This window comes from Okeania sp. SIO3B5 (assembly GCF_010692555.1).
Taxonomy (GTDB): domain Bacteria; phylum Cyanobacteriota; class Cyanobacteriia; order Cyanobacteriales; family Microcoleaceae; genus Okeania.
On sequence record NZ_JAAHHG010000040.1, the window covers coordinates 1 to 26551 of the forward strand.

Here is a 26551-nt window from a genome sequence, read left to right on the forward strand (position 1 = left end):
TTTGATACTCAGGGGAAAAGTATTAGCATTTTGAGGCAAAAACAGCCAAAAACCTTGCACTTTTTAAAGGCCAAAAAAGGCTGAAAGCAATATCAGTCAATGCGCGTGATATTTAATCAGCAAGCCCTAATTAATAAAGCTTTTATCGTAAACTAAAAGGAATAGCTGATAGCTGATAGCTGATGGCTGTTTGCGCAGCATTCCGGAGGAAATGCTTACCTCCTTGAAATCTTATTCTATGCAGCTTCATTTCAATTTGATATAAAGTCTATATTCATTAAAACCACCTTATGAGAAAAAAATAAAATTCATTATCGTACTTTTATTCATTAATTCTTTCTGCCTACTTTGTACGGACTTTGGATGCAACCTCCCTGCCTAGAGATACTAATAAATTACCGAATAATTAATAATTAATAGTTAATAATTACATAATTCTGCTTTCAAGCCTCCCCCTTTTAAAGTGAAAAAGCGGTTGAGGGATGGCGAAGTCCCCTCGCAATATCCAATCAACCAAGAGAAGAAATAATATTCCCTTATATTCAATCCTCTCGGTTTTAACCAGAGGTAATTATCAATTATCCATTATCAATTAATGAAACATGGATTTTATAACTTTTACGGAAAGCGATCGCTCTTTTTTGTAGTTCAGACTAATTTGCTGAAATTAAGTAAAAATTTTTGGTCAAATTATCTCAATACTCAATCAATATCAGAGCCAAGAATATGAAGAGAAAAAATGTAAAATTCTGCCAATTTAGTCAAATAAAATTATTACTAGGCTTGTTTCCTTTATTAATGTTAATAGCCTGTGGTAGTCAACCAAAAAATGCCAGACAAGAAGCCAAAGTAGAACAAATTTCATCAGCGCCACCTGCATCTAAACTACCAACTCCAGCAACTTTAAATACAACTCCTCAAAACTCAATATCTTCTCAAGTCAGAGAAGGTGCTACTAGAGGAGGAGGTGCTAGAGGGCGTCAAAAATCAGCAGATATGGCTCTAACACAAATTGCTCCCTATTCAAATTCACAGTTTGAAACAGATTCTACAGTAGAATTAGAATCCTCAAATACAGAAGAATACAACCTCATTAATGACAACCCTTTTAAAATAGTAAAAAATAACCCCCTCTCAACATTTTCCATTGATGTAGATACAGCATCTTATAGTAATTTACGTCGCTTTATTAATGAAAATCGGCTACCACCAAAAGATGCTGTGAGAATCGAGGAATTAATAAATTACTTTACTTACGACTATCCTCAACCAGAAGCTAATCAACCCTTTTCTATTACTACAGAAATTTCTGATTCTCCTTGGAATTCCCAACATAAATTAGTTCATGTTGGCATTCAAGGCAAAGATATAGTTACAGAAAATTTACCTCCTAGTAACCTGGTATTTTTGTTAGATGTTTCTGGTTCAATGAATACCCCTAATAAACTACCCTTAATCAAATCAGCTTTTCAATTATTGGTAGATGAACTAACAGAAAAGGATACTGTCTCAATAGTTGTTTATGCTGGAGCAGCAGGAGTAGTTTTACCACCAACTAAAGGCAGCGAAAAAGATAAAATTCTCACAGCAATTAATAATCTCGAAGCTGGAGGTTCCACTGCTGGAGGTGAAGGAATTAAACTTGCTTATGATTTAGCTAAAAGGTTTTATCAATCTTCAGGAAATAATCGAGTTATTCTGGCAACCGATGGAGATTTTAATGTGGGAGTTTCTAGCGATGCTGAATTGGTAAGAATGATTGAAAATTATCGGGATGAAGGAATTTTTCTCACGGTACTTGGTTTTGGTACGGGTAATTTTAAAGATGCAAAAATGGAACAATTGGCTAATCAGGGAAATGGCAATTATGCTTATATTGATAATCTTTTGGAAGCGAAAAAAGTGTTAGTGACTGAGATGGGAGGAACTCTACTAACTATTGCTAAAGATGTGAAAATTCAAGTGGAGTTTAATCCGGCAAAAGTACAAGCTTATCGTTTAATTGGTTATGAAAATCGACTATTACGTTCTCAAGATTTTAATGATGATACAAAGGATGCGGGAGAGTTAGGTGCAGGACATTCGGTTACGGCACTTTATGAAATTATTCCTGTGGGAGTAGAAAGTAATGTGAAATTGCCAGAAGTTGATGAGTTGAGATATCAAGATAATCGAGTTGAGGAAGCGGCTTATAATAGTGATGAATTAATGTTGGTAAAGTTGCGTTATAAGGAGCCAAAGGGTACAACTTCTGAGTTGATAAAACAGCCAGTTGTTGATAAGGGAGTGAGTTTAAATGATGCTTCAAATGATTTTAAGTTTGCTGCTGCTGTTGCTCAGTATGGGATGATTTTGCGAGAATCTGAATATAAAGGTGATGCTAGTTTTAATGAAGTGTTGAAATTGGCAAATGAATCGAAGGGTTTAGATTTAGAAGGTTATCGGAGTGAGTTTATTAATATGGTTGAAAGTAGTCAGAAATTGATGGAGAAAAAGTAGATGACTGGAATTTAGGCAAAATTTTGCCCATTTTAGATTAGTATACACCAAAATTTGCGACTTTTATCCCGCTACTCTCTGAAAAAGAGAGTGCGGGATTTTTGATTAGGCTGTTAATTCAAGAACTTATTTATTTGTTCTTTTTCATTACTGGAAGAGATACCTCCACTAATTTGGCGATCGCTGTAATTAGAACAGCTGTTGCCAAGATAATATCCCCTAGACTATCACTGTTAGACAAATCAGGTTTTACCTGAATGTTTTCTGTTGCATTAGAGGGCTGCGTAATCACTACTCTTTTCTTGTTCATCATTTTACATTCAATTAATTTTTCTATTTTTATTGTCGCTGGTAATTATAGGTAGTTGAATTGTTTAGTTATTTCCTAGTAATTGTTTAGTTATTTCCTAGTAATTGTTTTATGTTCAATTTACAAGCGATTAAGTAATTAACTTTAACTATATTAAAATCTATAAAAAAAGCCGAAAAAGCTACAATAAGATTAGAAATATTTTCAGAAGTAAAACTTGTAGAAATAACTCAATTATCTTGCAGTACAATCAACTAATTTTTTACTAAAAATCCTGGAATACTTATTATGTAAAGGTTTTGTTGTGATAGCTTTGTGTTTTGTGATTGTCTTATGGTTGCCTTATTATTGTTTTACGCTCAACTTAGCTTTCCTAGAGTAGTGACCACAAAATAGGAAAAACCATAGTTAAACTTAATAGTGAGCTGCTGCGATTCGTTATAAACTACCAAAAAATAACTTTTGAGCATCCCTTAAGATTTATTTTTATAGATACCTTTTATGGCCAATGAATGTAAGCAAAGATAAAAAATCTTCGAGTAAAAAACGGGCAACTGCTACAGCAAATGATGAGTTAATTGAAAGAGCCAAAAGAGCTATGCTAATATTTGGGATATCTTCGCGAAAAAAACTTCAAGACAGAATCATAGCTAATACAGAAATTGCAATAGGTCTCAGTACAATAGATAAATTTTTTAATCAAAAGCCTATTAAACTAGATAAATTTAACATATGTAAGACACTTAAATTAGTAAACTACGAATCAGCAATACAAGAATTAGCAATACAAGAAGAAGGTAGAAAGCGGGTTTATGCTACAGCAGAAGAAACAGCCAAATTTGCAATTAGTGGTGCGATTGATAGAAAATTGATAGAAGAGTTCAAATCTATTGTTGAAGTTTTGCAAAAATTAACTGGTGACAACTTTTTTTTTCTAATAATAGAAGGGGAAAATACGGAAGAAACACCATAATTAGCTTAGATTAAGGTTACTCTCAAAACGTAATTGGTCTAGCTATGAGCAACACAAGCCAAGATAAAAAATCTACCAGTAAAAAACGGCCAACTGCTACAGCAAAAGATGAATTGCTCGAAAGAGCCAGAAAAGCTATGCTAAGATTTGGAATATCTTCGCAAAAAAAACTTCAAGACAATATCGCAGCTAATACAGAAATTGCAATAGGTCTGAGTACAATAAGTAAGTTTTTTAATCAAAAGCCTATTCTACTAAGTAGATTTAGTATCATATGTAAGACACTTGAATTAGTAAACTATGAATTAGAAATACAAGAAGGAGAAGAAGCAGAAAAAGGAGAACAAGAAGAACAAAAGGGAGAGAAAGAACAAGAAAAATTTGACGATAGAATTAACTATAGAATTATTGGTATTCCAGAAAAAACAGGAGAGGAAAAGCAAGAAAAAAATAAACAAGGAATGACCTTTAAAGAGAATACCACTGTTGATGAAAAGCTTATAAAAAAATTAAAAGATTTTATTAAATTTTTGCGGCGTAATTATACTGGTGATGCTATTCTAATAGATATTAGAGTAGGCAGTATTAAATTAATTATAAAAAGTGGTTCTCAATCAGGACTAGAAAAAATAGAAGAACTTTTTCAATCAGGGGAATTAAATAAGAAAATTTCTGAAGAAAATCTAGATATGACTGTTGTAGATGTCAGTTTTAGGGGTACTAAACTTTTTGGCAAGCCACAATTAGCTGTTACCATTCCTGGGAATTATAGTCAAGCTGGTATAGATACTTTAAAATACGAACTTATAGACACTTCAGCCAACAATATATTTAAGCAAATATCACCAGGACAAATGCTTTTACTTTTATTATTATTTTCCTTCTTGGCAATGCCTCTTATTTTAGAAGGAATTTTTCCAATAATCTTTAACGATCCACCTAAAATAGAAAATAAAAAATGAACACGATTTATGTATCAATTGCCTTTTAAATAAATCAGGCGATCGCTAATCCTAGCATCAAATTTTTGCTTGAGGTTCTCGCACTAAATCACCTTCCCAACTACCACAAGTTTTTTCAAAAAAATCAGGAGACCATTGTCGTTTTTCTTTCACAAAAGCCTCTCTTTCCTGATATTCTGGTTGAGGTTCTCGCACTAAAGGTTCACCCCTCCAACCTCCAATAACCTCTTCAAAAAATCCCGGTTGCCATCCTTCATATTTCGGCTTAATTTCCACTTCAGTTTCTAAAGCTTGCTCCAAAATTTCTGTGATTTCTTCTTCCAAACTACGATTATTTTTGGCAGCTAAATCTTTTAATCTATCTATTAAATAAGGCTTGAGTTTTTCTAAAATAATCTGAGTCATTTTTCTTGACATTTACATCAGTAATTAACTTATCTTATCATTTTATTATTTATCCTCAAATTTTTCTACCACTTAACAGCACAATCGGAAAAACAACTCGCTTTTATAAGATTTATAATTATCTCGGCGATCGCTCTAATACATAACTCTTTAACCTCAAACCTCACACCTCCGCATCGATACCCATAGCTCTTAACATTTCTGCCAACTTTTCAGCTCTTTGACGTTCTTGTGCCAATAATAATTCTTTTGTTTCCAACCTTTCCCCACTTGTAGTTAACAAATTACCCTCACTATCCCACCAACGTAACCAAGGTAGTTCCATATTTTGATAACTACCAGACCAAATACCTAACTCTACTCCTAAGTCTAAAATTGGATAATGACCCCGCTCATTTGCCTCTATTAATTCAAACTTAGCTACCAATTCATCTCCATGTATCAATTGATATACTTCTAATCTTGGTTTTTGAACTTCATAAATAGCATAATAAGCTGGTCGAATTACCCTTTCATAAACCCAGAATTTACCAGGTGTTTGTGTGGATTCATTTTCCCCTCGAATAAGAGGTGTTTTATCTCTTTCTTCCGAACCATCTCCCAACACAAATTCTATAACAATTGATGGTAAAATAGCTTCTCTCCAAAAAAAATAAGAACGACGAATTTCACCATCTAATGTGGGTAGAATATGAGGAAAATAACACCAATCTGGAGCAATAGCACCTCGTTCTAAAGGTTCCACAATTCGCCAATAAATTCCTAAACTTTGACCTATACAATATTGTTTTTCCGGATGAATTTTATCTAGTACAGGTTGAATCGAATCTGTTAATAAACTGCTTTGGGGATACTGAAAACTATTTACAAAAGTACCGTCTGATTCTGGTAAATGAGTATGGTCAGGTATAAATATTTTCGGAGGTGGATTGTTACTGAAAATGCTGTCTGATTCTGGTAATTGAGTATGGTCTGGTAGAGACATTTTCATATTAGGTGGATTATTACTGCTAGTCATTTTACCCCTTAATAATTAACTTGAATTTAGCAATTAAAACCGATCATCTTTTCATTATAATTCTGATTTTAATCTGGCGACTAATCCTCTGTAAAAAATCGTCAATTTATATAAAAACTCACTCCTCCGGATCTATACCCATTGCTCTTAACTTTTCTGCTAACTTTTCAGCCCTTTGACTTTCTTGTGCCAACCTTTCTTCACTTGTAAATAACAAATTACCTTCACTATCCCACCAACGTAACCAAGGTAGTTCCACATTATAATAACTACCAGACCAAATACCTAACTCTACTCCTAAGTCTGAAATTGGATAATGACCCCGCTCATTTGCCTTTACTAATTCATACTTCTTTCCTTCCAATTTATACACTTCTACTCTTGATTTTTCAACTTCATAAATAGCATAAAATTTTGGTTTAATTTTCTTTTCATAAACCCAGAATTTACCAGGTTTTTTTGTGGCTCCATTTTCCCCTCGAATTGGAGGTTTTTTATCTCTTTCTTCCGAACCATCTCCCGACACAAATTCTATGGCAATTAATGGTGGAACAACTTCTTTCCATAACACATAGGAACGACGAAATTTACCATTTAATGTAGGTGGAACATTAGGAACATAAAACCAATCTGGAGAAACAGCACCTCGTTCTAAAGGTTCTGTCACTCGCCAATAAATTCCTGAATCTTGACCAATACAATATTGTTGGTCTGGATGAATTTTTTCTAGTACAGGCCGAATAGAATCTGTTAATAAAATACTTTGGGGATGCTCCTGAAAATTCTTCACAAAAGTGCCGTCTGATTCTGGTAATTGATTATGGTCTGGTAGAGATATTTTGATGTTAGGTGGATTGGTACTAAAAGTGCCGTCTGACTCTGGTAATTGAGTATGATCTGGTAGAGATATTTTGATATTAGATGGATTTTTATTGATAGTCATTTTTTTAACAAAGTCTGAGTCATTTTTCTTTAAATCTACATTAATTAATAAACTTATCTTATCATTTTATTATTTACCAAAAAATTGTGCTTGAAAGCCTCATATTTTAAGGGGATAAAAAGAAAATTTTTCCTTTGAGTCAATCCTATCCGTTTTAAAGGAGAGGTAATTATTAATTATTAATTATTAATTATTAATTTTCAAAACCTACCTTCAGGTTGCTTCACTGACTCGCTAGTACGTTCTCTGAATTGTTGTTTTGAAATTACAGATTGATGAGATGATGAGTTTGAATAACTTGTATGTTGTAATTGTCTAACAAGAGTAATTAAACGCTTCAAATGAGGTTTGACAACTTCCGTATTTTGTATTTCCAAATCTTCAATTTTTGCCTGAAGTTGAGATATTTGTGATTGAGGTTCCTTGGCCAATACTTCCATATCTCTTTGCAAATTAGCGATCGCTTCCTCAATTACCAAAAGACGGCCATTCACTGTTTGCCAATCATTTGTACTCAAAACTTTTGTATCCACAGACGCTAAACTTTGTTGTACAGAAGAAACTGAAGATTCTAGTGCAGTTAGTTGCTGTTGTATTTCTGGGTTGACGGCCTGTGTTGATTGATGAGAGAGTGTTTCACGAACTGATTCAATATCTGTAGAAAGCTGTTGACGAAGCTTTAATATTACCTTTACAGCATCTTTTTCTAGCTTTTCTACTGATTTTTGAACTTCTACCATCTCAGAATGCTGAGATAATTGCATCTGTTGTTCAAATCTATACCTATTAGCCATATTTAGAGATAAGGCCAATGTTAGAGGAGCTACTGCGTAAAAAGTATGACTTCCAGCTGCTACTGCAAAAGCACCTACTGCCGAACCTACTATCGAAGCATACTCTATCAAATTTATCCAATGCTTTTTATACAAAGTTGGTTTCAAAGCTTTCCGGAGTAATGAATTTTGATTCCCCATAACTATATATTCCTTAAGCCGAATGTAAGGCAGTAGCAGAAAAAGTTTTCCATTCTTAGTCTTGAGTGCATTCGATGCCAATTTTTTTGACAGTAATCAACTTACCCTATCTGTATTTATAACAGTATTTCCCTAACATACCTATTCCATTTCCATTATGAAATTGTCCTATGGATTCTAACCATAAATAATTGTAAGACTTGGTGATGTTTCTTAACTAATCGAGAGTATCAACTTTCATAATTAAGTATGAGGTCATAAATCTAAATGCGATAAGACTTGCTTCTATACTATATTATATATGAATACTATACATATCCAATAAATACTATTGATTGTCGGATTTTGAGCAGTTTATAGTATTTTCTAATTTTCACTTTCCCATCTAAATCTCGTATCAAAAATTTGCTATGAAAAAAATTCAGTCTATTTTTAGTGTCACTTTGTTTTTTATCCTTCTTTTAGGAGTTGCATTTTTAACTGTAAATTTTTTATTAGCTATGGTAGAAAAATTTTCTTGAGATTCTAATTATAGAACCCATTTTAGGTAAGCATTTCCTAGGTCATGCTGCGCAAACAGCTATTAGCTGTCAGCTATCAGCAACAAGAATGTCTCCTTAAGGACAGTGTTTAAATTAACAACTGACTTTAAGAGTAAGGGAGGCAACTTTTGTAGTAAGACAATTCATAAAGCTTTTATCCAAAACTAAAAGCAATAGCTGATAGCTGATGGCTGACGGCTGAATGCTTACCATTTTAGATATATATAATTAGGGCTTACTGAAAAAGTCTTATGGGTGAGGGTAGGAGACAGGAGACAGGAGACAGGAGACAGGAGAAATGGGAATTATAGAGGAGATAGTAGTAAGAATCGTCCCTAGATTTTTCTGCCCAACTCTTGAGCAAAATCCGCTCTTTTTTGAACCATTACCACCTAAAGCTTCGCACTTTTTGATACTTAAAAAGGCACTTACCTTTATCTGTAAAGACTTTTAGATTTAATCAGCAAGCTCTAATTATGGTATTTAAGTCTTTTCAGGCATCAATTTTGAGGAAAAATCTGAAGAAGGAGTGTTGAATTTTTTGTATTATTTCTCCCCACATCTTTCTTATTCCCTCTTACCGAATTATTAATTATTAATTATTAATTATTAAACAATTCTGGTTTAAAGCCTCCCCTTTTAAGGGGAAAAAAATTGCTAGGATATTTCCTTCTGTTCAATCCTCTCGGTTTTAACCAGAGGTAATTATCAATTATCCATTATCCATTATCAATTAATGAACTTCTGTCTCCTGTCTCCTGTCTCCTAGCTAAAAAAACTTAATATTCATGAAGATACGGTTAGGGGTTCTATAGATAATTTTGCAACAATTAATAATCAACAATTACCTCTCCTTAAAACGGATAGGATTGGTGATATGATGTCCGTACTTTATAGTTTGTGTAAACCCAAGGGTGAATATATACAGGAAATTTAAGTTTTTTTGCCCTCCTTCCTCCTTCCTTCTTCCTTCTTCCTCCTTCCTTCTTCCTTCTTCCTTCTTCCTTCTTCCTTACCTTTCTAACTTAATAGGAATCTCAATTACAAATTCTGTGCTTTCTCTCCCTCGAGAATTACAGTACAATTTTCCATGATGTTTTTCAACAATTAATTCTTGAGAAATTGACAAACCTAAACCTATATTTTTTTCTGTATGTTTAGTAGTAAATAGAGGTTCAAATATACGACTAGATATTTCTTCAGTCATGCCATAGCCATTATCAGCAATAGAAATCTCTACAGAATAATCTTTTACATTTGTACTAATTAAAATCTCTGGTTCAAATGGTTGATGGCAGATATTTTTTGCTACTAAATCTTCATGTTTTTCCTCCAGTGAATCAATAGCATTAGTTAAAATGTGCATAAAGACTTGATTCAACTGCCCAGGATAACATTCGACTTTTGGTAAGCTCCCATAATTTTTAATCAAATTAATATCAGGACAGCCTCCTTTGCCTTGAAACTGATGCTGTAAAATTAAAAGTGTACTGTCTAAACCTTTGTGAATATCTACTGCTTTTATAGATTCTTCTTCTGCTGTAGAAAATTGTTTGAGTGAGCGTACTACATCTTGAATTCTTTCTGCTCCTGCCATAATTGACTCTAATAATTTTGGCAAATCTTCTTGAATAAAATCTAATTCTATATCTTCTATTTCTGACTCAACTTTTGGCAAAAGACTGGGATAATTTTTTTGGTAGATATCTACTAAATGCAACAAATCTTTAACCTCATTTATTGCATGAGCAATATTGCCAGAAATAAAATTAACAGGATTATTCACTTCATGAACAATACCTGTAACAAGCTGTCCTAAGAAAGACATTTTTTGCTTTTGAATTAACTGAGTAGTTGTCGAGTTTAGTTTCTGCAAAGTTTGCTCTAATTGATAAGCTTGTTGCCGGAATCTTTCCTGACTATTTCGTAGTGAAGCTTCCATTTCCAAACGTTCTGTAATATCTAAACCGACAAAAACTGCCGATGGTAACGATACTTCATCACGATAATATTTTTGAGCAACTATTAGATAAATTCTACTATTTCCTCTAACATTTGTTGTTACTTCTTTTGCATAACTCCAATCTGGTTTAGCAAAAAATTCATATACAAAATCATTAAATTCTGGACTTGTTTGCAAAAATCCTACTTCTTGATTAATAAAAGTTTCTATAGGTAAATTATAAGCATTAGCTAGATGTTGATTAACCCCTATATATCGTAAATCTGCATCTACCCATGAAACTAATCCTGGTACAGCATTTAAAACAGCTTGCAATGGTTCTTTAGCTTCTCGTAAATGTAGATTAATATTATTTTGCTGCGAAATGTTACGCACAAAAGCACATTGATATTCATTACCCTTAAATTCTAAATAATTAACATTAACTTCCACAGGTAAAATATCGCCTTTTTTTGTAAGAAAATTAGACTCAAATCTCAAATAATTTTGATTTTTAACTTTTTGCCAATGAGTCTGCCAAACTTCTAATGATAATTTTAAATCTATATCGTGGATTGTTAATTCAAGCAGTTCAGATTCAGAATAACCAAGAAAATTACAGCCCTGTTTATTTGTGTAACAAATTTTTCCACCAACTGTTATCCAGAAAATAGCATCAGCAGCATTATCTGTTGCTAACTGAGTTAATTCTTGTTGTTGTTGAAGTTGTTTGTCTGATGTTATTTCCTCTGTAGAGATAATCAGGCCACCAATAATACCTTCATCTGTATGCCAAGATTTAACATTCCATTTTACCCATTGCATTAATCCATTATCAACAGGAACCGCAATTAGATGTTCCAAATCAAATTGGTCAATGATACCCAGTAGACATTTTTCAGCTTGTTGATGCCAAAGTTCTGGAAGATTAGGGAATACCCGATCATGTTGATTACCGATAATTTCATCAGATTCAAGTTGCCAATATTGTAACCACATCCCAGAAGTTGCTATGTAGCACATTTCCTTGTCTAGCATTGCTGTAGCAAAAGGTATGTGTTTGATGAATTGACATAATTGATGGTGACTTCCATGTCTCTCTGGATATTGATGACTCTGGGGAAGGGTTGAATGACCATCATTAGTTGCTTTTGTTGGCCTTTGTTTCATTTTTGAAGTTTCTTCCCTAGTCTTATTTAGTGTTTGTACTGTTAGATGGTACATAATCTTAAATTTAATAAATTAAATTAGGGGGTGTTGAGTATGGTGGGTTTAACCCCCTGGGTTATTATATTTTTAAAACTAACTTTTCTATCAAAAAAAAGCTTTCAAATATTAAGAATATCTTGGACCGAGAAGTTAGTTATGATGCCTGAAAAAAAAGAAGAATCAGAAAAATATTTATTATACTTCTGAATAAGTTCAAAAGTGAAGAATATGAAATAGGTCAATATCAAACATGACAGAAATGAAATATAAAAAGCAAAAATTACTTTGACAAAAGATTTACTACCATAATCATTGCTCATATTCTATCTATTTTTTTTGATTTTAGAAAATTATTAAACAAAGAGTTTATTCAATCTAAAGTTCACAAATAGACAATATTAGTTACATGAATATTAAGCGATAATTATAGGTAATTGAATATAATTAAACCTTGATGCATTTTATTCAGTAATTTTCCACTAATACATAGTTATTTATAACTGAATAAAATACATATTTTAAATTCTTACACTGAACAATAAATATTGATATCTACATTCTAGTATATTATTAATTATTGTCAAGAAAAAAAACTTTTACTCTTTATTATCCAATTTTTATGATTAGTTTACCTGTAAACAGCTATAAACTCAATCCTAAGTATATTTCCCACTTAAGAGTTATAATTCTAATCTTTAATACATTTTAGCAAGCTTTTGTTGATAAACTAAAGTCTACATGAAAACTTTATAAACAATACTAAGTTCTACGCAAATTTACACAAAGCAGTAAGTAAATTCATACATTAAATCTACTCTACCTTTGCGTAAAATAGCTGGATCTAGCCTTTCTTTAGTATTACAGGTCATTAAAACAACTAATTTCTGTTTCAGATTAATTCCTGATTCATCTACGACACTTTGATATAAAGTACCATCTAGCAAACTGAGAATATGTTCTGTTTTATTGTTAATTTGTGCAGCTTGAAGCGAGCGGTCCTGAGCTAAATTATCTGCCTCATTGATAATAATACAAATTTGTTCTAGATATGCTGGTGGTACAAAATTTTCTACTGCATCATGATCTAATATAAAAATTACATATCCTAAAGGAACTAGAACTTCTTTTGCTAATGCTTGAGTCCAAGCTGTTTTACCTGTTCCTGGTTTTCCACTTACTAATACAGCTAATTGATTTTGTTCTAGAATTGCTTGTTGTACTGTGTCAGTAAAATTTTGAATATCTTGAGGAAATGTATCGATCGGAAATTGACTTTGAACCTGTCCTATACGACATTGATAACCACTTACCATCACTGCCATATTATAGGTTGATTTTCTCACAAGTGGTGCTATATCTTTAGCAATTAAACTGTAGTAACGTCTACCTTTATCATAAGTTTCTATTTGTAACCAACAAGAATATCTTGACCAATAACCATATACTGTTCCTAAAGTTTCTAGACTTTGCCAACTGATAAATCTTTCTATCGGATAGTAAAAATTTCTTTCCATGAATGATTGAGTAATTATGTCAGGTTTACCCAATAAATCAAGTATTTTAAAAATAGTAATTTCCTGTAATCTATTAAGAACATATTCAATAGCAATAGTATCTCTAGTAATAGTGCGTGTCACAGGTGTTTCTACACTTAATACATCTTGATAACGATAATCTGGAGCTGGAGGTTGAGGAGTTATATAGTCCCAAAATTCATCAAATTCATATCGTGTATTTTCCGAAAAAACATTTAATATATTCGCCCACCAAGCAAATTGATGACGACCCAAAGCATCAGCAAGATCGCTAGCTATATCAAGAGTTTTTTGACTTAGTTCCCAAAGATCATTAGATAATAAATACCATAGATATTCCAAATCAAAGTCTCGATGAAGTGGTCGCCAACCAGCTCCTAATAAACCTTTATTTTGAGGATTATTTTGTTGATAATTTTCTTTACTACCGAAATATTCTGTTCCCATATTTTGTCAAAAATCTACTTGAAGAAGGAGTCAGGAGTCAGGAGTCAGGAGTCATATCATGTCCGGTTGAACAGTGATAAATAAATAACTACGGAGGAGTCAGTCCTCAGGAGTCAGGAGTCAGGAGGAAAGAGGGAAGAAAGAAGAAGAACTGGAGTTGAAGGAGAAAGTTTTTTTATCACTAATTATCCGGACATGATATCAGGAGAGAAAATTGCTTATCGATTCTAACCCCAAATAATTTTGAACACCGCAGGTGAGGTGTGGGATATTAAACCCGCAAAAGAAAAGATAAATAAATTCCTTTTGAAAATAGTCTTTATCTCATTCACTATTCAACTTTCATAATTAATTTGATACTTGATTAATTACTTTGATTATTTTCTCATTAGACATCTCCAAAAATCAAAAAGACAATCAATTATTATCCATAAATTATCAATTATTCCCCTCCCCTCCTGGGAGGCAGGGCTGTTTTAAAGTCCCGTAAGTTAACGATTTAGGGATAACGAGAGATGAGAAGATAGTGGAACAGTGAAATTAACCAAAACTTGCCGATTTTTCAGCAAAGTACGCGTCTTTAAGCTCTGAGAGAATATCTGGTTCAACGCTACTTAAAAGCCTCGATCCCCGTGTCTGGTGTGTCTCCGCGTCCCCGTGTCTATCGAGAATGAAACAGCCCTGCCTCCTGGGAGGGGCTAGGGGTGGGTTGGGAGGGGGAGGGGCGAGGGGTGGGTTCCCTGTTCCCAGTTAAGTGTTCCCTCTTTTCTGGAGATGTCTATTATTTCTAAATACTGTGAGGGAACTTCATCAACTAACCAGACATGATTTGCAGAAAAGTAAAATTTATAATCATCTTTGTACATGGCACTTGCATCTACAGCAAATACTGCTGGTTTTCCTTTTCTTTTCCCGACATTTATAGCAGTATTAATATCTTTTGATAAATGAACATGATGTCGAGACATTTTTTGTAGACCAGTCTGTTTAATCAAGTCAATTAAATGATTTCCTGTGCCATGATAAAGTATATCTGGAGGTTTGATTGCTTCTAGTTGTAAATCAACTGTTAAACTGTGTCCTTGATTAGCACGAATTAAAGTCTTAGTAGAGTCTAAAGAAAAGCGTTTTTTATCATTTTTTTCTACAACCTCATTTAATTCTATTTGAGTTATAGGAAAGTTATGATTTTGAGATTCTTTCAACAGTTCTTCAATAGCAACCCAACCATTAGCATCAAGTTTTATACCTATTTTATCCGGGCGATGTCTCAAAACCCAACTCAGATACTTGCTGATTTTTTCTATACGATAATTATTCATATTATTATTAGACTTCTTGCAGAAGCTAGGGAATAGGGAATAGGGAATAGGGAATAGGGAATAGGGAATTGTTGATTTAATATCTTGAATTGATTTAATTAAAACTTTTGCCAGAGGTCTATTCTTAGAATTCATTATTTTTTGACAATTAATATATTTATTTTTACTTATTCAACTGAGCAAATTAGGATAGTTTATATTGTCTAGCAAATCAAATACAAAAGTAAAATTATTTTTTGTAATGCCAGTATATTACATTAAGAATACAAAAAGTGTCAAGGATAGGTAAAAATGATGTAATCTTTTTGACTTCGATGAGCTAATACCAATTGGGAAAAAGAATGTTACGGATAATCAAGGCAGTAGGAGCTTCCTGGCCATTCCCCCTACTTGACAGGAGATTTTCCTTAGACTAAAAAGATAAATTATGACCTAATAAATGGTATCCAAGATATTCATTTTGTACCTCGCTAATCCGACGTCTCTCCTACTTTACTCCTCAGAAATAACCTAGTTATTTATAGCAAATATTTATCAAATTGGTATAAAGTAGCTAGACTTGAAAGCAAGGAAAAATAAATAAAAATTAAAAAGCAGAGGGATCATAACTGAATACTAATGATTATTACAAATTGTTCAAGAGGACTTGCGTTATAATCGTTAGGTTTAACGGTAAGATGAATTTTAACCAGAAAAATAATTGAGCAATACACGGGCAGATTTTTGGTGTTATAATCGTAATCAATAGCCGTGGGGCACACGGTCTGAGAAAAGCGCACCGCCTGCGCTGAGGTTTCCGAGCGCGTAAAGACGGAGCAAGAAAGCTTGTGGAGATGGTAGTAGCGGGGGTGCAACTCAACTTGTTTGATTTGTTACCTAGTTAAGAATCTGTGATACAAGAATCTCCCGTTAGAATCGCGAGATTTAACGGTGAGAGTGTCAAAAAACAGCAACCAAAAGAAACTTCTCTTGGTTGCTCAAAATCAGATATTATTTATTATTCAAACTCTATGGACACTTAATTACACGCTAGTCGCTAACTGTGGACTAAATGCTTCCTTCAGTAACTCTACCTTATCTGTTTGCTCCCAAGGTAAATCTAAGTCGGTACGTCCTAAGTGGCCATATGCAGCAACATCCTGGTAACAACGACCTCCCCTTTCTGCAGGTAAGTTTCGGAGGTTAAAAGTCTGAATAATTCCTGCTGGACGAAGTTCAAAGTTTTCTTTAACTACTTCTAGTAACTTATCTTCATCTACTTTAGAAGTACCAAAAGTTTCAATCATCATGCTCACAGGTCTTGCTACTCCGATCGCATAACTAATTTGAACTTCACATTTTTCTGCTAAACCTGCTGCCACAATATTTTTTGCTATGTAGCGACAAGCATAAGCTGCGGAACGATCGACCTTCGTAGGATCTTTACCAGAAAAAGCTCCTCCGCCATGACGGGAATAGCCACCATAAGTATCAATTATAATTTTACGCCCTGTAAGACCACAATCTCCCTGTGGACCACCAATTACAAATTTTCCAGTGGGGTTGACAAGGAAACGAGTTTGTGAATCTGGCTTAATCTCTATATCTGCAAATATAGGCTCTACAACATACTTCCAGAGGTCTTCTTTAATCTTTGCTTGAATTTCTGATAATTCTGTAAGTTCCCCAATTGTAGCGGCGTGTTGGGTAGAAATTAAAATTGTGTCAATACCAACAGGACGACCATCTTCGTAAGCAATAGTTACCTGACTTTTGCCATCTGGCCGTAAATAAGAAAGTTGACCAGTTTTTCTAACTGCCGCTAGTTGACGACAAACACGATGCGCCAAACTGATAGGCAAAGGCATTAATTCAGGAGTTTCATTACAGGCGAAACCAAACATCAAACCCTGGTCTCCTGCACCCACTGCATCAAGTTCTTCTTCACTTAACTGTTCGCGAGTTTCTTGGGCCTTATCTACCCCTTGAGCAATGTCTGCAGATTGCTCATCTAAAGCCACTAATACTGAGCAACTATCTGCAGAAAAACCATTTTCTGCATAAACATAACCAATATCAGCAATTTTTTTTCTAGCTAATTCTATGTAATTTACTTGGGCCTTAGTTGTAATTTCACCAGTAATTAGGACTAACCCAGTGTTAACTACTACTTCAGCAGCTACACGACTCTGAGGGTCTTGGGTCAGTAGAGCATCTATAATAGTATCAGAAATTTGGTCGCAAATTTTATCTGGATGTCCTTCAGTAACAGACTCAGAAGTGAATAAGTAACGACTAGACAATAGTAGTTCCTCCTATATTTTTCCAGGCATTAGCCGTTCAATCAACTTCAGCTTAGGGAGTTAGGTTGTATAAAATAACTACTTTCTACTATCTGTGAAGTCAGATAATTTTAAACGGCCTCACCTGAGATTATTTTTACTTGTTAATACATTTTTTTGACCAGAAGCAGAAAATTCTAAATTACTTTTTACAGTCTCTAAGCTAAAAGTTGTTTTCTACTATAACAGGCGTTGGTTATGCAAATACACAAATAATTAGGGTTTGCCGAAAAAAGCAGAGTGTGGGAAATGTGGGGAGGGTAGGGAGAAAGAGAAAGTAGGAAGAATAATTTTACCTGTATCTTTCTGTGCTTGTCTGCCCAAAGTCCTAACTTTTTGGTCACTCAAGCTGAAAACTTGGCACTTTTTTTCCCTCCAAAAAGGCTAAAACTTTATATATGTCAGTGCTTTTAGATTTGGTCGGTAAACCCTAATGAATCTCGTAGCCAACTAAATGTCGCGACTTGTATATATTCTTTTTACCTATTAGAATCCCCGTGACTTGAGTCCGGGGAGTAGTCAAAATACTTTGATTTCTTCTAAATGGGCGATCGCTACATCTGCTCCCTGTAAATAGTTAACTTCTGACTTGCCCCAACAAATTCCGATACAACCTGCTGCTCCTGCTTTTTTAGCCATTTCTATATCCATGGGAGAATCTCCCACCATTAACACTTTGTCTGGTGTAACACCTAACTTTTGGCAAGCTTGTAAGAATAGTTCTGGATCTGGTTTGTTAAACTAAGCCAGTTTGTTACCAAACCGACTCGTCTTCAGAACCGGACGTGAGACTTTCACCTCATCCGGCTCCTCTCTTAAACGTCCCTTGTCATGGGTACATCCCTGTCTTTAATATCAACATATCGTCAACCCATAAATATCCATCAGGTAAATCCTGTAACTTTGGTTCTGCGTATGTCTTTTTATCTAGGGCAGTTTTAGTATCGTGGCAATGTCGGTGCAACAGTTGTTTATTCTTATATGTGTTGTCACCACCTTTAGACCTTGGAATTATATGGTCTACTTCCATGAGGTCAGTCGATCTAAAGGTTAGTCCACAAGATGCGCATTTGTTCTTTTGCTGTTTTAACAGCGTTGTGACTTCTTTCCTTACACCTGAATATTTACCGATTCTGTTACTCCAATAAGTCCAGTCACCGTCATAAGGGGATTTATTACCTTTAACCTTTATGTGCCGTACTATGGGTACATCCGAGTGCAGGTTTAGTATATAGTCGCCATCATTAAGTAACCAATTTTGGGTTCCTTTGCAGCGAGGAAAATACTTTTTCTTTACCCATTTAGCCGACTTATTGGGATGCCTCCTATTTGCCCATCTCCATATTCTATTCCAGAGGAGATTATCCATTTTATTGAATATCCTTTTACTAACTTGAGCTGAAAAGTAGTTAGCCCATCCTCTGATTACCGGGTTTAACCTAGCTATTAAAGCTCTGGTAGGGGCAGTTTTGTGGGAATCCAATATATCCGCCAATTTCCGATAGTGAGTTTTGATACTCTTGGAAGATGGTGTAATCAGCGTCTTAAACCCTTGTTTGGCTGTCTTTACCTTCCATTGCCTGATTGTGAAACCTAAGAAATCGAATCCGGGTTTATTCCCTTCATACCCTTCCAAGGTGTGAGCAATTTTGGTTTTTTTCTGGTTTTAGTTCTAATCCTATCTGGCTTAACCATTCCTGTATTACGGTTTTTGCTTGTTTGACTATTTTGACGTCCTCATGTAGGATTACGAAGTCATCAGCATAGCGTATTAAAGATAGGCTGGTTCGTTTATCTCTTTTGCTCATATTTCCAGAAGGGTATTTGAGTTGGAGATTTTCTATAAATTCCACTAGCCTTTCTTCCATACCGTGTAGGGCGATGTTTGCGCTTTTGGGGTGATATTACCCCTCCCTGTGGCGTTCCTTCCGCAGTTTTTGAGAATTGTTTGTTGTCAAATACCCCGGCTTTTAACCATTGCTTGATTAATCGTCTATAGGGTGTTTGACCAACTTTTCTCAGCAACGCATCATGGTTAATTCGGTCAAAACATTTGGATATGTCAGCATCTAATACATATTTAGGTTTGAGCTTAATGCTTCCAAAGATGGCCTCAATGGCATCATGAGTTGACCGTCCTGGTCTAAAACCATAGCTATTAGGCTCAAAGCGTGCCTCCCATTCTGGTTCCATACCTAACTTAACCAAGGCTTGTAGCGCCCTATCATACATAGTAGGTATGCCTAATGGACGCTTTTCATCTTTACCTGGTTTTGGTATATAGACTCTGCGGGTGGGACTTGCTTTGAGGTGGCGTGATGCGAGTAGGTTCACCAAGTTTAGTCGCTGCATTGGTGGTAGATTTTTAATACCATCTACCCCCGCAGTTTTCTTCCCCTGGTTATCCTGTGTCACGCGTCTAACAGCTAGCAACCTTGCGTAATAACTTTTTAAAAGAAGTTTTTGGTATCTGTGCATCTTGCGGAGTTCGCCACGGCTGGATGCTCTGTAAATCAATTTTTGTAATTTGAATACAGATTTTTCTACCTTCTTCCAATTAATATCCTTCCATTTAAGGTTAGGATTGATTGAAATTTGTGAAGATATGTCCTCTGTATCCCTTGCTACGCTTGAAAATGGTTTAGGATTTCCTAACTTTCTTTTCAGTGTCTGAGCTTTATTCATTACTATTCATTGCCTTACATTACATTCAAAAGTGGGTATGTCTGCATTACTGCTTTTTACCCAATCCTACTCTCCCTAAGACCTACAACTAATTTGTAGATTGACCTTGAATGGCGCACCTTCGTTCTCGACCTATATGCTTAGGTGTCTTAGAGAGGTTTCCTCGTTCCCTTATTCCTTTTTACGGCTGATTTAGTGAGGTAAAATCTCCCGGAGGGTTCGGTATGGTTGCTGATATTGTACCTAACATTACAATATCCAATGACCCTCTGACTTTCGTCCTACATTCCATAGCTACCTTTGGAGTGGTTTGACATAACGAGAGTTTAATTACCTTCCTGTTCGTCCACTTGTCAGCCTTTGCTTGCGGTATCGTTCCTCGGTAACTGGTATTTTCCCGCTTTTAAACCAGCTTCGGAGATTGATGTTCAGTCTCTACTCCGTGGTCTATGCTTTCTACCTAACAACAAGGCGGTGGAATTTCACCACGAAGGATATAAGAGTTATTCACAAGTCGAGGTTGTCCTCATGTGTTGACTTGGAACGGCCGTTTATACCCAGTTTCACTGGTTTAGTGGCCAACGAGTCGCACACTAGGACCATCATCAACCCCCATTTCTAGTTGGATATAATCGTTGAGTTGATAGTATTTAACAAAATTTTGTACTGCTTTTGTGGAAGCCGCAGATAATATGCCCAGTTTTATACCTTTTTCCCAGAGATACTTCAGAGATTCCATACTTCCTGTAAATATAGGAGAAGGTTCAGACTGTTGCATGATTTTTTCAGCTTCTTCAAAAGTCTCTTTGGCAATAGCTAGTGACTCTAACCATCCTCGACCTGTTTCAGCAATATAAGCTGCTGCTGCTATTTCATTTTCTCGCCTACTTCCAACTGCCATTAATCCTGTGGGGTTAAGACTTTGTCCATCAATCCCAAAAGACATTAGTAATGGTTCTCCAATTCCTGGAATTTTAGCGTCGATGAGGCGAGCCAGCTTTTGTCCTAAATTTCTGAGAAACTCTTGGGAGTTTTCCAAAGTGCCATCTTTATCAAAAATTATTGCTTGAATATCTCGGAATATTACATCTCGGCAGTTAATAGCTACCATTTTTAAAATAGGGAAGAATATATTTTTGATTATTACTTAGTTTCGCTACACAGAAGTCAAAATTCAAAACTCAAAAGTACTGATTGGTAAGGCTTTTAGGATTTTGTAACTGGTTAGTTATTTCTGCCATCCTGCAGTAGAGTTTATTCTGATTAAGAATATTAAGTCAGCAGGATATAGGGAGTAGCTATAAGTTTTTTTTGATTCAGTTATTTTCTAACTTATTCTTTTATTTACTCCCTATTCACCTACTAATCTCAATCTACTTATTCTACAGCTGCTGCTGATTTTTCTTCATCTTCTGCTGTTTCTGCTGTTGCTTCAACTTCTTCAACTTCAGGTACTTCTGTTGTTTCTACCGTCGCTTCAACTTCAGGTACTTCTGTTGTTTCTACCGTCGCTTCAACTTCAGGTACTTCTGTTGTTTCTACCGTCGCTTCAACTTCAGGTGCTTCTGTTGTTTCTACCGTCGCTTCAACTTCAGGTGCTTCTGCTGTTTCTACCGTCGCTTCAACTTCAGGTGCTTCTGCTTCAGGTGCTTCTGCTGTTTCTACCGTCGCTTCAACTTCAGCTGTTTCTGCTGTTTCTACTGTTGCTTCAACCGCTTCTTCTATAGTCTCTCCCCGTTGTGCAGCCAGCATTTTTTCTCTAAACTTAGCCGCCATTTCTTCTGCTTGGTCATATACGAGTTGTGGATTTTTGACCATCGCCCCTGGTTCTGGTTCTAGTTGCTTCGTTGACAGAGATATCCGGCCTCTGTCAGAATCTAGGTCAATGATCATAACTTTTAGTTCATCATTGACTTTTAGTACGCTACTAGGAGTTTCAATATGATCGTGAGAAATTTCTGATATGTGCAATAGGCCACTAACACCACCAATATCAATAAAGGCACCATAGGGCTTAATACCACGAACTGCCCCTATAACTACCTCCCCTACTTCTAAACGATTCATCTTCCGCTCAACTAAGGCGCGACGATGACTTAGAACCAGACGATTACGTTCTTCGTCTACTTCTAAAAATTTTAGAGGCAATTCTTCGTTCAGTAAATCTTCTTTTGGTTTACGCGTACTAATATGCGAACCAGGAATAAATCCACGCAGTCCTTCTATCCTAACTAAAGCACCACCACGGTTTGTTGCAAATACTTGTGAGCGTACTGTTGCATCTTCAGCTTGTAGTTGCCGGACTCTTTCCCAAGCCCGCATATATTCTATTCGTCGAATGGATAAAGTTAACTGTCCATCTTCATTTTCATCTGTTAAGATAAAAAATTCTCTTGTTTCATTTGACTGTATAACTTCTTCAGGGTTTTCAACCCTGTTGATTGACATTTCTTGGATAGGGATATAAGCAGCAGTTTTTGCTCCAATATCAATCAATGCTCCTCTTGGTTCTATGCTAAACACTGTTCCTGCTACAATATCTCCAGGACTAAAGTGATAGTCATATTTATCTAGTAAAGCTGCAAAATCTTCATGAGTAAAGCCAACTTCTTTGGCGGGTGTTTTCAAATTTGTCATGCGTTATAGTTTCTTGGGATTTCTCTCCTTAATGTTTTTTACCGAACAATTAATAATTAAATAATTATAATGATTAAACAATTCAGGTTAAAAGCTTCCCCTTAAAAGGGGAAAAAAATAAATTTTTTCCTTATTTGTCAATCCTCTCACTTTTAGGGAGAGGTAATTATCAATTATCCATTATCAATTATCCATTAATGAATGGCCTTGATAGAGCTGAAACCTTAATTTCATTAGAGCGTATATATACTTAAGAAAGAGCGCATATAGATTTAGGCATTTTTGTACCCATATATTAATTACAAAGCTCTTGTACTGCTAGGACATCAGCTCTTAGTGAAACCTTTAGAGTCTTTTGGCTAATACTTCTTGCCTGGTTATGGGCTTTCACTTCATTAAATTTAGGTCAGTCTCATTCAAAGTTAAACTTCACCTAGAATATTAAAGTCCTCTGGCCTGGTTAAGAATATCATATAGAATATAGATTTTATCCAGCAAAAGCTAACCCTAATCTACTATTATTACTCAAAACAATTTATTTTACCATACACTTAAATGTTGGTTTTTCATTAATCACTTGTTACCGAAACAGTGCTAACCCATAGTTTTGTATGTATTTAGGACAAATATATTGCAGATTATTTAACCCAGTCTCTAATAATTTGCTTCGCTTAAATTACCTAATTCTTTTCTATAAGTAAATTTGAGGCCACACTAATTTATCAATCCACTATTCTTTTCAGCAGTTCAGCTCCAAAATATCAAAATATCTTGAACTTACTTACTCCTATAGTTATCATCAGTGACATCCTCCCGACGCTGACCTCTACGAGGTACAGCGCGGGCTTCCAACATCGCTGTTAGACATTGCTGCCCGACGCCACTTATCTAGGCAAAATGCCCCCGACAGCCCGACTTGACAGCCAATTTCTTTCCCCCAGAGTCCCTGGGTACTCAGTTGTTCATAGCCTCGGTTGCAGATTTCTTGCGCCGAGGCTACATCTCGATCAGCCTCATATTTACATTCTGGACAGCTATGCCATCTATCAGAAAGTTCCTTTCTCACCTCAATGCGGCAGTTTGGACAAACCTGGGAAGTCCCCTTGTGCTCAACCTCGCCAACGTATACACCTCGCTGTTTCCCCACATAGGACAAAATAGACCTAAACTGTCCGAACCCTGCATCAACGGTATGCTTGCCCAAAAACATACGAGCCATGGTTCTAAAATCGATGTCTTCTACAAAGATTGTGTCTGCCATGTCACAAAGTTTGTGGGCTAACTTGAACTGATAGTCTTTGCGTTTGAATGCAATATGATTGTGCTGTTTTTCTACCTTGATCCTGGTCTTTTCATAGTTCCTTGAACGTTTCTTTTTCTTTGACAGTCTGCGTTGTAGCACTTAGCCTTCGGCAAGGCTTCCGCCAACAGCCGACGATGCTCTGTTGCAAAGAATTTGCGTCCGGGTTCTATAAATCCATCACTGGTTGCCAGGTACTTGTCCAACCCGACATCGACTCCAATAAAATGCCCGTGGGGGGTAGGGTCTGAAATAGAGATATCAGATTGAATGCTAACTACAGCGAACCACCCCATTGCTTTTTTGAGGATTCTCACCTGCTTGACAGCAAAACCATTAGGTATCTCTCGATGCAGGTTGATTTGGACTTTTCCTAGTTTTGGAAGCTTGATTTGCCATCCTGTAATCGGATCTGCTTTGAATTGAGGAAACAATATGGACTTCATTTGTCCATACTTTTTGAAGCGAGGAAATCCATAACCTCTGTTTTGGAAAAAGTCCCAACCATCATGCAATCTCCTGATAGTTGTCTGCAACACCTGGGAAGGCACTGCTGCCAATCTAGGAAATTCCCTTTTTGCTTTAGGAAGGTTGTTTTGCTGCTGCTGATATCCAGGGAACGGATAATCAGCACTCATGATGTATTCTGACTCCAAACTACATCTATCTATCGGACACTTCCTCGAAGCAATCCAATCCTTTAGCTCCCGAAGTGCATAGTTATAAGCACAGCGACAAGTTTCGAGCCATTCATTCAATAACTCAACCTGTTTTTCGTCGGGATAAATTCGATAGCTGTAGTTGAGGGTTATCATGACCTTAATAATACCACAAAAGACGATTGCAGTAAATGCTGATTTTACCGGGGTTGACCGGATAAAATCAGCTTGGGGGAGTCCATGTATCCCAACGCTAAATCGTAGATTATAGCGCGGGACTTATAGCTCCCCCAAACCCCCTCTACAGTTAAATTTAAGATGAAGTGGCTAAAGTTGCAGGGGTTTCACAATCAATAGTATCTGGAGAAATTTCAGAACTTTCTAGGGAAGTAGAATTAAAATCTAAATTATTTTTTTGATTTTGAAGATGATTTAAGGTATCTACAAAATCTCTAATACCTTTAAATTTACGATAAACAGAGGCAAAACGGATATAAGCAACTTCACTAATGTGAACTAATTTACTCAGGACAATTTCACCAATTTCAGCGCTGGTAACTTCTCTCTGGGTTCTACCCTGTAGCTCAACTTCAATTTCATCTACAAAAGCTTCGAGTTCAGTAGGTTCAATACCAGTTTTTTCGCAGGAGCGGACAATACCTCGGAGTAATTTCAACTTGTCAAAAGACTCTTTTTTACCGTCCTTTTTAATCACTGTTACTGTAACAAACTCTATTCTTTCATAAGTCGTGAAACGATGCTGGCAATTCAAACATTCTCGTCGGCGTCGGATACTCTTACCAGATTCAGCTGAACGCGACTCTAGAACACGACTATTTGTATGTTGGCACACTGGACATCGCATACTTTAAATTTCTCAGACATAAGTTCATACTTGACATCCTCCCGACGCTGCTCTACGAGACAGCGCGGGATTCCCATCCATCAATCAAACATACTAAGCTGCTTGAAAGATTCAGGGCGGGTTGACACCTCACTGGAAAATGCTGGCAAAGCCAGTCTAACACTTCCTCCGTGTCCGTTTAACTTCTCCGAGTGCCCCTCGGCGACTTGATTGAACAGTTACAGTAATCTTAACCTTGATTTTTGGTTAAGCAATATTTGTATGTTAACAGATTATCTGTAAAACCACTCTTATTGATTGGCATTCCCATACGGCGCTCCCCTGCGGGAGAGCGCGGGTATAAATGCCAACATTTAGATAAATATTCTATACCTAAATTAGGCCAATGTTCAATAATTGATAATTGATCATGGATAATTGATAATTACCTCTTCCTTTTAGGGAGAGGATTGAATAAAAAGAAAATTAATTCATTGTTTTTCCTTTAAAGGAGAGGATTTTTACCTTAATTAGGGCTTGCTGATTAAATATCGCGCGCATTTATTGATATTGGTATTGGCCTTTTTAGGTCTTGAAAAGGTGCAAGGTTTTTGGCTATTGTAGCCTCAAAATGCTAATACTTTTCCCCTGACGATGCCAAAAATTTGGCCGTAGCAGATAGTCTAAACTATTCCCTGTTCCCTGTTCCCTGTTCCCTGTTCCCTATAATCACCATCAGACTTTTTCAGCAAACCTTAATTATTCGGTAACTTATTTAAACTTAGAAGAAATGAGTACTGGGTTGAGAACTCAGTACTCATTTATCATAAAAAAAGCAATTTATTTGATAAAAAATCGATCAAAACTAATTACTTTCCAATTCTGGGGGGATCGCGGAAGGCGATCGCAAAAAATATCACACCCAAGGCCAAAGCCAATACTAAGATGTAAGCTGCGCTTTCCATAAGGGAATTTCCTGAAAATCCAGTTCTATATTAGTGTACCAGTTGAAGGTAAAAAAAAG

19 protein-coding genes and 3 pseudogenes are annotated in these 26551 nt (G+C 35.7%); 5 read left to right on the plus strand and 17 right to left on the minus strand.

The window, feature by feature from the left end; all coding sequences use genetic code 11:
• Positions 1–595: 595 nt before the first annotated feature.
• Both F6K54_RS08410 and F6K54_RS08415 read left to right on the plus strand, forming a co-directional pair.
• The gene (locus tag F6K54_RS08410) at positions 596–730 is read left to right on the plus strand and encodes a hypothetical protein (protein WP_293076439.1); all 135 of its coding nucleotides are present in this window, start codon (positions 596–598) and stop codon (positions 728–730) included.
• Entirely contained in the window at positions 727–2499 is a 1773-nt protein-coding gene (locus tag F6K54_RS08415) for a VWA domain-containing protein (RefSeq protein ID WP_293076441.1), read from the plus strand. The genes F6K54_RS08410 and F6K54_RS08415 overlap by 4 nt, the downstream gene beginning before the upstream one ends.
• 130 nt (positions 2500–2629) lie before the next feature.
• Here F6K54_RS08415 and F6K54_RS08420 read toward each other — a convergent pair whose 3' ends face one another.
• Positions 2630–2812 carry a hypothetical protein gene (locus F6K54_RS08420; protein ID WP_293076443.1) on the minus strand — a complete coding sequence of 61 codons (183 nt, stop codon included), beginning with the start codon at positions 2810–2812 and terminating at the stop codon, positions 2630–2632.
• 505 nt (positions 2813–3317) lie between these two features.
• On the opposite strand from F6K54_RS08420, the gene F6K54_RS08425 reads away from it, so the two are divergent.
• The gene (locus F6K54_RS08425; RefSeq protein WP_293076445.1) at positions 3318–3782 is read left to right on the plus strand and encodes a hypothetical protein; all 465 of its coding nucleotides are present in this window, start codon (positions 3318–3320) and stop codon (positions 3780–3782) included.
• A gap of 44 nt (positions 3783–3826) precedes the next feature.
• Entirely contained in the window at positions 3827–4744 is a 918-nt protein-coding gene (locus tag F6K54_RS08430) for a hypothetical protein (RefSeq protein ID WP_293076447.1), read from the plus strand.
• A 57-nt stretch (positions 4745–4801) separates the two neighbouring features.
• Here the strand turns inward: F6K54_RS08430 and F6K54_RS08435 are convergent, their stop codons facing one another.
• Positions 4802–5149 (minus strand): hypothetical protein, encoded by a 348-nt coding sequence (locus F6K54_RS08435; RefSeq protein ID WP_293076449.1) that lies wholly within the window; start codon positions 5147–5149, stop codon positions 4802–4804.
• A gap of 5 nt (positions 5150–5154) precedes the next feature.
• On the opposite strand from F6K54_RS08435, the gene F6K54_RS08440 reads away from it, so the two are divergent.
• Positions 5155–5295, plus strand: a complete 141-nt coding sequence (locus F6K54_RS08440) for a hypothetical protein (RefSeq protein WP_293076450.1) — start codon at positions 5155–5157, stop codon at positions 5293–5295.
• A 17-nt stretch (positions 5296–5312) separates the two neighbouring features.
• Here F6K54_RS08440 and F6K54_RS08445 read toward each other — a convergent pair whose 3' ends face one another.
• The 15 genes and pseudogenes from F6K54_RS08445 to F6K54_RS08515 all read right to left on the minus strand — a co-directional run bounded on the left by F6K54_RS08445 (position 5313) and on the right by F6K54_RS08515 (position 26492).
• On the minus strand, positions 5313–6167 hold the full coding sequence (locus F6K54_RS08445; protein ID WP_293076452.1) for a Uma2 family endonuclease: 855 nt from the start codon (positions 6165–6167) through the stop codon (positions 5313–5315).
• Positions 6168–6285: 118 nt separating this feature from the next.
• A complete protein-coding gene (locus tag F6K54_RS08450; protein WP_293076454.1) occupies positions 6286–7110 on the minus strand; it encodes a Uma2 family endonuclease in 825 nt (274 codons plus the stop codon).
• A gap of 200 nt (positions 7111–7310) precedes the next feature.
• On the minus strand, positions 7311–8084 hold the full coding sequence (locus F6K54_RS08455; RefSeq protein ID WP_293076456.1) for a hypothetical protein: 774 nt from the start codon (positions 8082–8084) through the stop codon (positions 7311–7313).
• Between the two features lie 1554 nt (positions 8085–9638).
• A complete protein-coding gene (locus F6K54_RS08460; protein WP_293076458.1) occupies positions 9639–11792 on the minus strand; it encodes a PAS domain S-box protein in 2154 nt (717 codons plus the stop codon).
• A 761-nt stretch (positions 11793–12553) separates the two neighbouring features.
• Positions 12554–13759 (minus strand): AAA family ATPase, encoded by a 1206-nt coding sequence (locus F6K54_RS08465; RefSeq protein ID WP_293076460.1) that lies wholly within the window; start codon positions 13757–13759, stop codon positions 12554–12556.
• Positions 13760–14457: 698 nt separating this feature from the next.
• Entirely contained in the window at positions 14458–15216 is a 759-nt protein-coding gene (locus F6K54_RS08470; protein ID WP_366558080.1) for an RNA 2'-phosphotransferase, read from the minus strand.
• An 887-nt stretch (positions 15217–16103) separates the two neighbouring features.
• A complete protein-coding gene (gene metK, locus F6K54_RS08475; RefSeq protein ID WP_293076462.1) occupies positions 16104–17363 on the minus strand; it encodes a methionine adenosyltransferase in 1260 nt (419 codons plus the stop codon).
• A gap of 558 nt (positions 17364–17921) precedes the next feature.
• Positions 17922–18140: pseudogene (locus tag F6K54_RS08480) on the minus strand (HAD family hydrolase); the annotation flags it as partial.
• A 3-nt stretch (positions 18141–18143) separates the two neighbouring features.
• A pseudogene (gene ltrA, locus F6K54_RS08485) lies at positions 18144–20087 on the minus strand (group II intron reverse transcriptase/maturase).
• A gap of 604 nt (positions 20088–20691) precedes the next feature.
• Positions 20692–21198: pseudogene (locus tag F6K54_RS08490) on the minus strand (HAD family hydrolase); the annotation flags it as partial.
• Positions 21199–21464: 266 nt separating this feature from the next.
• Complete coding sequence (locus F6K54_RS08495; protein WP_293076464.1) at positions 21465–22724, minus strand: 30S ribosomal protein S1; 1260 nt, start codon at positions 22722–22724, stop codon at positions 21465–21467.
• An 826-nt stretch (positions 22725–23550) separates the two neighbouring features.
• Entirely contained in the window at positions 23551–24126 is a 576-nt protein-coding gene (locus tag F6K54_RS08500) for a transposase (RefSeq protein WP_293076466.1), read from the minus strand.
• Positions 24057–24839, minus strand: a complete 783-nt coding sequence (locus F6K54_RS08505; RefSeq protein ID WP_293076468.1) for a transposase — start codon at positions 24837–24839, stop codon at positions 24057–24059. The genes F6K54_RS08500 and F6K54_RS08505 overlap by 70 nt, the downstream gene beginning before the upstream one ends.
• Positions 24840–24996: 157 nt before the next feature.
• The gene (gene nrdR, locus F6K54_RS08510) at positions 24997–25548 is read right to left on the minus strand and encodes a transcriptional regulator NrdR (RefSeq protein WP_293076470.1); all 552 of its coding nucleotides are present in this window, start codon (positions 25546–25548) and stop codon (positions 24997–24999) included.
• Between the two features lie 848 nt (positions 25549–26396).
• A complete protein-coding gene (locus F6K54_RS08515) occupies positions 26397–26492 on the minus strand; it encodes a photosystem II reaction center protein T (protein ID WP_011613950.1) in 96 nt (31 codons plus the stop codon).
• Positions 26493–26551 lie beyond the last annotated feature (59 nt).

What these genes read in the sequence shown, in the direction of transcription:
- F6K54_RS08445 (WP_293076452.1), bottom strand. Translation starts at nt 6,167, where the DNA reads ATGACTAGCAGTAATAATCCACCTAATATGAAAATGTCTCTACCAGAC.
- F6K54_RS08470 (WP_366558080.1), bottom strand. Translation starts at nt 15,216, where the DNA reads ATGAATTCTAAGAATAGACCTCTGGCAAAAGTTTTAATTAAATCAATT.
- F6K54_RS08435 (WP_293076449.1), bottom strand. Translation starts at nt 5,149, where the DNA reads ATGACTCAGATTATTTTAGAAAAACTCAAGCCTTATTTAATAGATAGA.
- F6K54_RS08420 (WP_293076443.1), bottom strand. Translation starts at nt 2,812, where the DNA reads ATGATGAACAAGAAAAGAGTAGTGATTACGCAGCCCTCTAATGCAACA.
- F6K54_RS08515 (WP_011613950.1), bottom strand. Translation starts at nt 26,492, where the DNA reads ATGGAAAGCGCAGCTTACATCTTAGTATTGGCTTTGGCCTTGGGTGTG.
- F6K54_RS08505 (WP_293076468.1), bottom strand. Translation starts at nt 24,839, where the DNA reads ATGATAACCCTCAACTACAGCTATCGAATTTATCCCGACGAAAAACAG.
- F6K54_RS08410 (WP_293076439.1), top strand. Translation starts at nt 596, where the DNA reads ATGAAACATGGATTTTATAACTTTTACGGAAAGCGATCGCTCTTTTTT.
- F6K54_RS08450 (WP_293076454.1), bottom strand. Translation starts at nt 7,110, where the DNA reads ATGACTATCAATAAAAATCCATCTAATATCAAAATATCTCTACCAGAT.
- F6K54_RS08415 (WP_293076441.1), top strand. Translation starts at nt 727, where the DNA reads ATGAAGAGAAAAAATGTAAAATTCTGCCAATTTAGTCAAATAAAATTA.
- F6K54_RS08495 (WP_293076464.1), bottom strand. Translation starts at nt 22,724, where the DNA reads ATGACAAATTTGAAAACACCCGCCAAAGAAGTTGGCTTTACTCATGAA.
- F6K54_RS08455 (WP_293076456.1), bottom strand. Translation starts at nt 8,084, where the DNA reads ATGGGGAATCAAAATTCATTACTCCGGAAAGCTTTGAAACCAACTTTG.
- F6K54_RS08460 (WP_293076458.1), bottom strand. Translation starts at nt 11,792, where the DNA reads ATGTACCATCTAACAGTACAAACACTAAATAAGACTAGGGAAGAAACT.
- F6K54_RS08465 (WP_293076460.1), bottom strand. Translation starts at nt 13,759, where the DNA reads ATGGGAACAGAATATTTCGGTAGTAAAGAAAATTATCAACAAAATAAT.
- F6K54_RS08430 (WP_293076447.1), top strand. Translation starts at nt 3,827, where the DNA reads ATGAGCAACACAAGCCAAGATAAAAAATCTACCAGTAAAAAACGGCCA.
- nrdR (WP_293076470.1), bottom strand. Translation starts at nt 25,548, where the DNA reads ATGCGATGTCCAGTGTGCCAACATACAAATAGTCGTGTTCTAGAGTCG.
- F6K54_RS08425 (WP_293076445.1), top strand. Translation starts at nt 3,318, where the DNA reads ATGAATGTAAGCAAAGATAAAAAATCTTCGAGTAAAAAACGGGCAACT.